The 10,812-nt window shown below is 70.9% G+C and carries 8 protein-coding genes; 2 read left to right on the forward strand and 6 right to left on the reverse strand.

Going from position 1 to position 10,812, the window contains the following annotated elements; translation table 11 throughout:
- The coding region (locus ITP53_RS49755) for a hypothetical protein (protein ID WP_207757551.1) at positions 1-2,683 on the forward strand (2,683 nt) is incomplete at its 5' end.
- Positions 2,684-2,813: 130 nt separating this feature from the next.
- Here the strand turns inward: ITP53_RS49755 and ITP53_RS49760 are convergent.
- The 6 genes from ITP53_RS49760 to ITP53_RS49785 all read right to left on the reverse strand — a co-directional run bounded on the left by ITP53_RS49760 (position 2,814) and on the right by ITP53_RS49785 (position 10,003).
- Positions 2,814-3,617, reverse strand: a complete 804-nt coding sequence (locus tag ITP53_RS49760) for a hypothetical protein (protein ID WP_195902487.1) — start codon at positions 3,615-3,617, stop codon at positions 2,814-2,816.
- A 137-nt stretch (positions 3,618-3,754) separates the two neighbouring features.
- Entirely contained in the window at positions 3,755-4,189 is a 435-nt protein-coding gene (locus tag ITP53_RS49765; protein WP_195902488.1) for a GNAT family N-acetyltransferase, read from the reverse strand.
- Between the two features lie 44 nt (positions 4,190-4,233).
- Complete coding sequence (locus tag ITP53_RS49770; RefSeq protein ID WP_195902489.1) at positions 4,234-5,370, reverse strand: acyl-CoA dehydrogenase family protein; 1,137 nt, start codon at positions 5,368-5,370, stop codon at positions 4,234-4,236.
- A gap of 1 nt (position 5,371) precedes the next feature.
- Positions 5,372-6,277: a hydroxymethylglutaryl-CoA lyase gene (locus tag ITP53_RS49775; protein WP_195902490.1), complete on the reverse strand. Its 906-nt coding sequence runs from the start codon at positions 6,275-6,277 to the stop codon at positions 5,372-5,374.
- A complete protein-coding gene (locus tag ITP53_RS49780) occupies positions 6,277-8,367 on the reverse strand; it encodes an acetyl/propionyl/methylcrotonyl-CoA carboxylase subunit alpha (RefSeq protein ID WP_407941401.1) in 2,091 nt (696 codons plus the stop codon). Before ITP53_RS49780 ends, ITP53_RS49775 begins: the two co-directional genes overlap by 1 nt.
- A 67-nt stretch (positions 8,368-8,434) precedes the next feature.
- Positions 8,435-10,003, reverse strand: a complete 1,569-nt coding sequence (locus tag ITP53_RS49785; RefSeq protein WP_195902491.1) for a carboxyl transferase domain-containing protein — start codon at positions 10,001-10,003, stop codon at positions 8,435-8,437.
- Positions 10,004-10,065: 62 nt separating this feature from the next.
- On the opposite strand from ITP53_RS49785, the gene ITP53_RS49790 reads away from it, so the two are divergent.
- Positions 10,066-10,674 carry an SACE_7040 family transcriptional regulator gene (locus tag ITP53_RS49790; protein ID WP_195902492.1) on the forward strand — a complete coding sequence of 203 codons (609 nt, stop codon included), beginning with the start codon at positions 10,066-10,068 and terminating at the stop codon, positions 10,672-10,674.
- Positions 10,675-10,812 lie beyond the last annotated feature (138 nt).

The following is a 10,812-nucleotide window of genomic DNA, read 5'->3' on the forward strand; positions in this document are numbered from 1 at the left end:
CATGGAGATCATGTCGCTCAGCGTGGACCTCGCCCCGCCCCGTACCCGCCCGGTGTGGGAGCCCCCGGACGTCATCGCCTTCCCGCAGCAGATCGTCACGACCGGGCACCCCGACGAGAGCCCCGCCATGAGGGTGATCTCCTACGACGACACGCTGGCGCACAAGGTGTCGGGCATGTTCACGCACGGCGTCAGGACGGTGAACTCGAAGTGCTCCGACTGCGTCGCGCGCGGGGACGGGCTGTTCAACTGCCAGATGGGCGACCTGCCGTACCGGGCGCAGGACCTCGTCGACGTCATCATGATCATCCTGAGCTCGTCGTGGGACGGCCCGGCCACGCACGCGATGCTGCACGAGGAGTTCAAGTGGCGGATCGAGCAGCACGAGGAGCTGAAGGTACCGCCGGCTTTCGAGATCCCCAACCCCGAGTGGTTCAGCAAGTTCGAGGGGTACGCCAGGACGACGCCAGGACTTCCGTACGGCGATCTCGGCGAAGCGGTCCCGGTGGTGCGGGCGTTCCTCGACCCGCTGCTGAGCGAGCAGCCGCCACCGCCGAGCCGCTGGGATCCTGACCTGCGGACGTGGATCACCGCGGAGAGCGAGGACGCCCCGCACGCCGACGACGACACGGTCGCGGCGACGGGCCCCGAGGGGGTCCGGCGGCTGCCCGTGCCCACCGACCCGCCGGCCTCGACGGTCCACGCCGACCCGAGGCGGATCGCCCAATGGGACGAGCTGTCGGCGGGCCGGTTGGACGAGGAGTTGCAGCGGATCAAGGACGATCCCGGGCTCTCGCCGGCGCAGAAGCTGGACCACGTCATCAGCCGGGTGATGTACCACAGCGCGTACGCGCAACTGACGCGTATCCCAGGCCCGGACAACGAGAACTTCAAGCACCTGCGGTTCTACTCGCACCAGCGAGGCGAGTTGTACAGCCACGCGGCGGCGCTCATGGCCGACCCGGACCTGACGATCGAGATCGCCTACATGGCGGAACGCGGCATCAACAACTTCCAGTGGGACGCCTACCAGGGGCACGTGGCGTATCTGGGCGAGTTGCCTGAAGGCGTCGAAGCGCATCACGCCAACACCGCCGCGCTGCGCCGGCTGTCCAGAGGGGAGAGCCCCGCCGCCGTCGATCCCGCGACGCTGGTCGACGACCTCGTCGACCTTCAGGCACAGCCGCTGCGCGACGCTCTTCGCCTGCGGGAGCGCCTGATCGACGACTACGGCATCGAACCCCACAGGATCCGGCTCGCGTACGCCGGCAGCAGCATGAAGAGCCACTACGGCCAGACGCAGTGGATGCGCGCCCAACTCCTCGCCCTGCGGGCGATCCAGGCGGACCCGGACCAGGCGCGGCAGCGGATGGTGGACCGGATGCTCGGCCCGGACGAGGCGGAGGCCGAGCGGCGCAGGTCACGCGCGCAGGCGGTGGTCGACCGGCTCCTCGCGGCCAACGGGCAGGCGGACGAGTTCGCGCTGCTCTGGGTCCGTGACACGCGCGGCCAGCCGGTGGGCAGCCGGCACGGCCCGCACCTGGACACCCGCCCAGAGGTCCTGCGCCAGACGATCGAGGCGCTGCGCGCGGAACACCCCGGCCGGCGGATCGTCCTGCTCGGCGACGACGTCTTCGCGGGCCGTCCCGGGCTGGAGGAGGAGTGGCGCCGGGCCGGGGCCCTGGACGGAGTGGACACCCGGACGCTGGTCGAGTTCTGGGACGACCCACGCAACGACGGGGGGCGCCTGACCTACGGCGAGCAGGCCCTGTTCTTCCACCTGCTGAACACCCAGCGGGACGTGATCCAGCTCGGCATGGAGAGCGGGGCGCTGGAGATCCCCGCGATGCTCGGCGTGCCCACCGTCTACTTCGAGGCACGCGAGCACGACGGGAACAAGGGCAACCGCTGGATGCTCTACTGGCAGAGCTGGGCCTACGGCGAGGCCCGGCAACTCCGCGACGCGTTCGGGAACCCCCGCTTCGACCGCCTGGGACGTCCGATCATGACGTTCGACGTCTCGGAGACGGCCGAGGCCCCGCTCCCTGCGATGCGACGGGTGCTGTTCGGCCCCGACCTGCCCGACCCGGACAACCGGAGAGGGCAGCCCGTCGCCGTCTACCATCCGGCCCGGGTGGCGGTCACCATGGACCGGATCAACCGGCTCGCGCACAGCGGCGAGATGGACCGCTGGCCGGAGCGGCTTGGACGCAGCGTCGAGATGCGCGGCGCGGAATGGACGCCCTGGTCGGACAGCGACTGGGAGCGCAGCAAGTACTATGCCGAGCAGTTGCGCCGGTGGCTGCGCACGGACGCTCGCACGCCGGACGAGATCGGCCAGAAGTGGCTCGGCATCCGGCTCGCCCTGCAGGGCGTCCTGGAGCCGGGCTTCACCAAGGACCAGGAGTACGAAGGCGTCTCCCTGGCGCATCCGTACGCCGTCCTGCACGTCGACCGCTCCAGGCTCGACAACGACGCCATCAGAATCGACCACGCCTACCGCACCACCGATCCAGACGAGCGCGCCGCCGCCGTCACGAGGGCGCTCAAGTTCCTCCTCGCCACGGAGGACATCACCCGGCAGGCACTGGACGACCTGCGGGCCTTCCAGCTCGACCAGTCGGAGATCGACGACCTGCGCGCGGCCGTCCGTGACGTCACCACGCAGCCGCGCACACGGTAGTTGGAACGCCCGGCACGCCCTCGGGCGAGGGGCAGCCGACGCCCAGGCACGTCACGGTCCGACCGGCCCGCTCTGACGCCCAGGCACGTCGCGGTCCGACCGGCCCGCTCCATCGGGCGACCGGCCCGCGCTATCGGGCGGAGCCGGTCTGACCGACGATCTCGGCGGCGATCTCGTAGCTCAGCACCGCGTCAGGCACCGGCAGCAGCCTGGCCACGTCAGGCTGGAGGCCGGCCACCCGGTCGGGGAACACCAGGGCGGCGTAAGCACGCACGTTGCGCGGGGACAGCAGCGCGGGAGTGAGGTCAGGGACGAAGTACTGGACGAACTCCCTGCCACCGGCCGGGAACTCGCGCCGCTGGGCCAACGGCGCCAGATCCTGGTGGATCGCCCGCAGGTCGACCAGGTCCTTCAGCAAGGCGTCCATCAGAATCCTGCGCAGCTCCCCGTGATCGGTCCCGTCGGCCACGAGATCGACGACGGTGCGGTGCGGGGTCGTCACCGGGACGTGCTCCACCGTGGTGACGTCCTCCGGCCTGAGCGGCGCGACATGAACCTTCGTCGCCCGGGGCTCCCCAAGGGCCTCCGGAGCGGTGAAGACCACCTCAGGGCTCGGCACGGAGCCCAGGCCGTGCAGCCCGCACGCCGACTCATGGGAGAGCACGGCGTCCTCCCCGCCCTGCTGGGGCCGCTCCCAGCGGAAACTCCCCGGCGACAACGCCAGCCAGGCCGCGTAGGGGTAGGCATACCTGGGGCCGAGCGAGCCCCAGGGCAACTGGTGGACCCCCCAGTCCAGCTCCAGCAGCAGTCCCGATTCCGCGAAATGGCGCAGAGCGGGCTCATCGACGCCGATCCGCCCGGCCTGCGCTTCGGTGACCATGCCGTTCTGGCGGGCGGCGACGGCCGACAATTCGGAGAACTGCTCTTCCCACATCATTCCTCCAGCGCGTCCCGGATCATCGGTAGCCAACCTAGCCGTTGAACGCCACTGTGCCCGCCGCCTGCCCGCCGCCTGCCCGCCGCCTGCCCGCCGCCTGCCCGCCGCCTGCCCGCCGTCTGCTCGGCCGCGTGCTAGCGCAGGACCTTGCGGAAGAAGGTGGCCGACGCCTCGTATCCGAGCGCGTGGTAGAACTCCGGCGCCCGCCGCGTCGCCATCGCCACGTAACCCGCCTCACGCGTGCGGGCCCACCGCTCGAACTCCTCCAGCAGCGACCGCCCGATCCCCTGCCGGCGCGAGCCCGACTGGACCATGGCCTCCTCGACCCAGGCGACCGGGCCGTTGGCGAACAGCGTCAGGTGCACGAACCCCAGCAGATAACCGTGGACCCGCCCGCCCACGACGGCGGTGAGCAGTAAAGCGTCCTCGTTCGCCAGCAGCTCGGGCAGAGCCGCGTCGAAGGCCTCGCGCTCGGGCCTGAACGTCAGACCGAATTCGCGTGCCAGCGCGAACACCTCGTCCGCGTCGGCCTTCTCCGCCTTCCTGATGAGAAGATCGTCAGCCGTCATGCCTGACGACACTAGATCGTTCCGCAGCTCCCGCGCAAACCGGCTCACAGGTCGGCGAGGCCGAGTTGGCGGGCGATGAGCATGCGCTGGACCTCGCTGGTGCCCTCCCCGATCTCCAGGATCTTGGCGTCGCGGTAGAAGCGGCCGACGGGGAACTCGTTCATGAACCCGTAACCGCCGAACACCTGCGTGGCGTCACGCGCGTTGTCCATGGCCGCGTTGGAGGAGACCAGCTTGGCGATCGCCGCCTCCTTCTTGAACGACGCCCCCGCCAGCATCCGCTCGGCCGCGTGGTAGTAGGCCAGCCGGGAGGTGTGCGCCCGCGCCTCCATGTCGGCGATCTTGAATTGGATGGCCTGGTAGTGGCCGATCGGGTGGCCGAACGCGGTCCGGTCCCTGACGTACTTCAGGCACTCGTCCACGCACCCCTGGGCCAGGCCCACGCTGACGGCCGCGATCGCGATGCGGCCCTCGTCGAGCGTCTGCAGGAACTGCGCGTAGCCGCGCCCGCGCCCGCCCAGCAGGTTGCCTTCGGGGACGCGGCAGTCGGTGAAGGACAGCTCGCGGGTGTCGGAGGCGTTCCAGCCGACCTTGGAGTACTTCTTCGCCACCGAGAGGCCGGGCGTGCCGCTCGGCACGAGGATGGTGGAGATCTCACGGTCGCCGGTGAGCGCGGCCACGCCGATGACGCAGGTGATGTCGGTGCCTGAGTTCGTGATGAACGCCTTCGTCCCGTTGATCACCCAGTCCCCGCCGTCGAGCACGGCGGTCGTCCGCATCCCGCCAGGCACGTCGGTCCCGCCTCCGGGCTCGGTCAGCCCGAACGCGCCCAGCTCCGCGCCCGAGGTGAGCCTGGGCAGCCAGGCCCTGCGCTGCTCCTCGGTGCCGAACCGGTAGATCGGCATCGCGCCCAGCGACACCGCCGCCTCCAGCGTGATCGACACACTGGAGTCGACACGGGCCAGCTCCTCCAGCGCCAGGCACAGCGCGAAGTAGTCGCCGCCCATGCCGCCGTACTCCTCCGGGAACGGCAGCCCGAACAGGCCCATCGCGCCCATCTGCCGCACGACGTCGTACGGGAACTCCTCGCGCTCGTAGTAGTCGCCGATCACCGGAGCCACCACGTCGCGGGCGAACCCCTCGACCGTCTTGCGCAGCTCTTCGTACTCGTCTGTGAGCATGTCAGCCTTTCGAAAGCGCCTGTACGACGCGGGAGGGGCTGGGCCGGCCGAGCAGCTCCGCCAGCCAGACGCTGGTGGAGACGAGCTTGCCCAGGTCGAGCCCGGTCTCGATGCCGAGGCCCCGCAGCATCCAGACCAGGTCCTCGGTGGCGAGGTTGCCGGTGGCCGACTCGGCGTAGGGGCAGCCGCCGATGCCGCCGGTGGAGGCGTCGACCGTGGTCACGCCCGCCGCCAGCGCCGCCAGGGTGTTGCCGAGCGCCTGGCCGTAGGTGTCGTGGAAGTGCACGGCGAGCCGTTCCGGCGTGCGGAAGGCCCGGATGAGGGCGGTCACGTGGCCCGGCGTGCCGACGCCGATCGTGTCGCCGAGCGACAGCTCGTGGCAGCCGAGCCCGAGCAGCCGCTCCCCGATCGCGACCACCTGCGCGATCGGCGTCGGCCCCTCCCAGGGGTCCCCGAAGCACATCGACACGTACGCCCGCACCTTGACGCCGCTGTCCAGCGCCCTGGCCACGACCGGCTCGAACATGACGAACTGGCTCTCCAGGGTCCGGTTCAGGTTCTTCGCCGCGAACGCCTCGGTGGCGCTGGCGAAGATCGCGATCTCGTCCACGCCCTGGGCGAGCGCCCGGTCGAGGCCGCGCGGGTTGGGCACGAGCACCGGGTAACGCACGTCCGGCCTCCGGTGCAGCCTGGTGAGCAGCTCGTCGGCGTCGGCGAGCTGCGGCACCCACTTCGGGTGCACGAAGCTGGTCGCCTCGATCACCTTGTGCCCCGCGTCGGCGAGCCGGTCGATGAACTCGGCCTTCACCTCGACGGGCACCACCGACGGCTCGTTCTGCAACCCGTCCCGCGGCCCGACCTCGTAGATCGTGACCTGCTCAGGAAGCCCATCCATCTGGTACGACATCAAGCCTCCTCCAGAGTCACCACGGCGAGCACGGCGTCCATGTCGACCGGCTGGCCCGGTTGGACGGCGAGTTCGGAGACGACGCCGTCGTGTGGCGCGGTGACCGTGTGCTCCATCTTCATGGCCTCCACGATGACCAGCGGCTGTCCCTCGCTCACCCGGTCGCCCGGCTGGGCCTTGACCACCAGGACCGTGCCGGGCATGGGGCTCCTGACCACGCCGTCGCCCGCCGCGGCGGCGCCCGGCCGGTCGCCCGGGTCGCCGATGAGGTGCCGGGTGAACGCCCACGACTCACCGCCCCTGCCGAGCCAGACCGTGTCGCCCCGGCGCGCGCAGAGATAGCGCTCGGTACGCCCGCCGAGCGTGACGGCCAGGTCGCCGGCACCAACGCGGATCCCCGCAGGCACCTGCTGCCCATTTATCAGCACTTCAGCGGATTTTTCGGGCAGGCCACTGACCTGGATCGCGTGCACCCCACCCCGTGACTCCACCCGCCACGTGGTCCACGCCTTCTCCCCGACCCGCCACCCGTCCGTGACCTCCCACGGATCGTCGCCCTGCGGCATGGCGTGGAAGACCAGCCCGGCCGCCGCGACCACCTCGTCAGGCACGCCCGCGCCGGGGACGAGCTCGGGCAACAGGCGCTCGACCAGCCCGGTGTCCAGCTCGCCCGCCCGTACGGCCGGGTGCGTGGCGAGGGCGCGCAGGAACGGGATGTTGGTGACCACTCCCAGCACGGCCGTGCGCGCCAACGCCCGGTCGAGTGTCCTGAGGGCGGATTCCCTGTCGGGGGCCCAGGCGATGACCTTCGACAGCATGGGGTCGAACTCGCTGCCCACGACACCGCCCTCGACCAGCCCGGAGTCCACCCGCACAACCGGCTCTCCCTCAGCCGCGCCACCCGACGCCACGCCACTGGGCCCCGGCCACGCCACGCCACCAGGCTCCCGCCCGGCCACGCCACCGGCCCCGGGCATGGCCATGCCGCCCGGCCTCGGCGAGGCTATGCCGCCGGGCTCGCGGAGCGCGAGCACGTGCCCGCCGCCGGGCAGGAAGCCGCGGGCCGGGTCCTCGGCGTAGACGCGGGCCTCGACGGCGTGGCCGGTGAGCCGTACGTCCTCCTGCGCGAACGGCAGCAGCTCCCCCGCCGCCACCCGCACCTGCAGCTCCACCAGGTCGACGCCCGTGACCAGCTCCGTGACCGGGTGCTCGACCTGCAACCGGGTGTTCATCTCCATGAAGTGGTAGGCCCCGGTGGACCCGTCCACGATGAACTCGACCGTGCCCGCACCCGTGTATCCGACGGCCCTGGCGGCCTCCACCGCCGCCGCGCCCATGCGGGCGCGCGTCTCCGGGCCGATGAAGGGCGACGGCGCCTCTTCGACGATCTTCTGGTGCCTGCGCTGCAGGCTGCACTCGCGCTCGCCCAGGTGAACGATGTTCCCGTGGGTGTCGGCCAGGATCTGGATCTCGATGTGGCGGGGGTTCTCGACGTACCGCTCGATCAGCAGGGTCCCGTCCCCGAACGCGGCCAGCGCCGTACGGCGGGCGGACTCCAGGGCGTCGGGCAGCTCGGCGGCCGAGCGGACCAGCACCATCCCCTTGCCTCCGCCGCCGGCGGAGGGCTTGATCAGGGCCGGGAAGTCGCGCCAGTCCGCCAGCGAGTCGCCCGGCTCGGCCCCGCCCGGCACCACAGGCACCCCGGCCGCCGCCACGGTGGCCTTGGCGCGGATCTTGTCGCCCATCGCGTCGATGGCCGCGGCGGGCGGCCCGATGAACACGATGCCGGCCTCCGCGCACCGCCGCGCGAACACGCCGTTCTCCGCCAGAAACCCATATCCGGGATGTACGGCCTGCGCCCCCGAAGCGCGAGCCGCCCCAACAATTGCCTCAATATCCAGATATTTCGGCACCTGAAGGGCAATGTCGGCTTCGCGAACGTGCTTGGCGTCCGCGTCGGACGGCGTGTGAACGGCCACCGACGTGATGCCGAGCCGCCGCAGCGTACGAATGACACGAACGGCGATCTCACCCCTGTTAGCAATGAGAACCTGCGGGGGGCACGCCCCCCGCATTCCCCCCAAAGACATGGCGCTTCGCACCTCCTTCATCGCTGCCCCTGCGGGGCAGCGCTTCGCACGTCTTTCATTGCTTCGCTCACATCCGGAAGACGCCGAAGCCGGCGGGTTCGAGCGGGGCGTTGGCCGCCGCGGACAGTGCCAGGCCCAGGACCGTGCGGGTGTCGAGCGGATCGATCACCCCGTCGTCCCAGAGCCGGGCCGTGGAGTAGTAGGGGTTGCCCTGGTGTTCGTACTGGGCCCTGATCGCGTCGGCGTCGGCGCTGCCGACGGTCGTGAGCACGTTCGCGGCCTGCTCGCCGCCCATGACCGAGATGCGGGCGTTCGGCCACATCCACAGGAACCTGGGTGAGTACGCCCGGCCGGCCATCGCATAGTTCCCCGCACCGAACGAGCCGCCGATCACCACGGTGAACTTGGGCACCCGCGCGCACGACACGGCCGTCACCATCTTGGCCCCGTGCTTGGCGATGCCGCCCGACTCGTAGGCCCTGCCGACCATGAAGCCGCTGATGTTCTGCAGGAACACCAAGGGGATCCGCCGCTGGTCGCACAGCTCGATGAAGTGCGCCCCCTTCATGGCGGACTCGCTGAACAGGATGCCGTTGTTCGCCACGATCCCCACCGGATGGCCGTGGACGTGGGCGAAGCCGGTGACGAGCGTCGCGCCGTACTCCGCCTTGAACTCCAGGAACCGCGAGCCGTCCACGATCCTCGCGATCACCTCGCGTACGTCGTACGGCCGGCGGGTGTCGGCGGGCACGATGCCGTACAGGTCGCGCGGGTCGTGCCTGGGCGGCTCCGGCGCGATGGTCTGCCAGGGCCGCTCGGCGCGCGGGGCCAGGGTGGAGACGATGTCGCGGACGATGGCCAGCGCGTGCGCGTCGTCCTCGGCCAGGTGGTCGGTGACGCCGCTGACCCGGGCGTGCAGCTCGCCGCCGCCCAGCTCCTCGGCCGTGACCTCCTCGCCGGTGGCCGCCTTCACCAGCGGCGGGCCGCCCAGGAAGATCGTGCCCTGGCCGCGTACGATGACGGCCTCGTCGCTCATCGCGGGGACGTACGCGCCGCCGGCGGTGCACGAGCCGAGCACGGCGGCGATCTGCGGGATGCCGCGGGCGGACATCGTGGCCTGGTTGTAGAAGATGCGCCCGAAGTGCTCGCGGTCCGGGAACACCTCGTCCTGCCTGGGCAGGAACGCGCCGCCGGAGTCCACCAGGTAGACGCACGGCAGCCGGTTGTGCAGGGCCACCTCCTGCGCGCGCAGGTGCTTCTTGACGGTGACCGGGTAGTACGTGCCGCCCTTCACCGTCGCGTCGTTGGCGACGACCACGCACTCGCGGCCCGAGACCCGGCCGACACCGGTGATGATGCCCGCGGCGGGGGCCTGGTCGTCGTACAGGCCGTTCGCGGCCAGCGGCGACAGCTCCAGGAAGCGGGAGCCGGGGTCGAGCAGGCCGTCCACGCGGTCGCGCGGCAGCAGCTTGCCGCGCTCGACATGGCGCTGCCGCGACCGCTCCGGCCCGCCGGGCGCGGCGGCGGCGAGGCGTTCGAGCAGCTCCGCGGCGAGCCGCTCGTTGAGCTCGGCATTGCTCTTGTACGTCTCGCTCGCAGGCTCGGCAGCCGACTTCAGCACCGGCCAGTCGCTCATGAGTCCCCTCTCATGGCTCAATATGTTAGTCATCATTAACGTAACCGTCTAGCATGTGAGACGTGACCACCGCCTCGACACCTACCCGCACCCTGGCCCGCAATCGGGGCAAAAGACGCACGGAGATCGTGGAGGCGGCCGCCCGGCTGTTCGCGGCGCGCGGCTTCCACGGCGTCTCGATCGAGGACATCGGCGGCGCGGTCGGCATCTCGGGGCCGGCGCTCTACCGGCACTTCAGCGGCAAGGAAGCGCTGCTGGCCGAGATGCTGCTGGACATCAGCTCGCGGCTGCGCGAGTCCGCCGCCGCGGTCGTCACCTCGCCCGCCGACCCGCGCGAGACGCTGGACGCGCTGCTCAACGTGCAGATCACGTTCGCCATCGAGCAGCCGGCGCTGATCACGGTGCACGACAGGGAGCTGGGCAACGTGCCCGAGCCCGAGCGCCGGAGGATCCGGCGGCTGCAGCGTCTCTACGTCGAGGAGTGGGTGACCGTGCTGGCCGAGCTGCACCCCTCGTGCCCGCCCGCGCGGCTGCGCGCCGCCACGCACGCCGTCTTCGGCCTGCTCAACTCCACACCGCACAGCGCCGGCGAGCTTCCCGCGCGGGACATGCGGCCTCTGCTGCACGCGATGGCGCGGGCCGCGATCGCGGCCTCGGTTAACGAGCACTAACTTCGCGCGGACCGCCAACCGAGCCCTTGCTGTCTCAACTATCTAGATATATCGTCACGATATCTCGATAGTTGGAGGAATCATGCAAGAGCCGGACTTCTGGGATGCGCCTCCACCGCCCCCCTCCCTGCCGCCGTC

This window comes from Nonomuraea cypriaca (genome assembly GCF_015645445.1).
In the GTDB taxonomy this organism is placed as follows: domain Bacteria; phylum Actinomycetota; class Actinomycetes; order Streptosporangiales; family Streptosporangiaceae; genus Nonomuraea; species Nonomuraea cypriaca.

Coding starts and splice junctions, on each gene's coding strand:
- ITP53_RS49760 (WP_195902487.1), bottom strand. CDS start 3,617: ATGTGGGAAGAGCAGTTCTCCGAATTGTCGGCCGTCGCCGCCCGCCAG.
- ITP53_RS49765 (WP_195902488.1), bottom strand. CDS start 4,189: ATGACGGCTGACGATCTTCTCATCAGGAAGGCGGAGAAGGCCGACGCG.
- ITP53_RS49770 (WP_195902489.1), bottom strand. CDS start 5,370: ATGCTCACAGACGAGTACGAAGAGCTGCGCAAGACGGTCGAGGGGTTC.
- ITP53_RS49775 (WP_195902490.1), bottom strand. CDS start 6,277: ATGTCGTACCAGATGGATGGGCTTCCTGAGCAGGTCACGATCTACGAG.
- ITP53_RS49780 (WP_407941401.1), bottom strand. CDS start 8,367: ATGTCTTTGGGGGGAATGCGGGGGGCGTGCCCCCCGCAGGTTCTCATT.
- ITP53_RS49785 (WP_195902491.1), bottom strand. CDS start 10,003: ATGAGCGACTGGCCGGTGCTGAAGTCGGCTGCCGAGCCTGCGAGCGAG.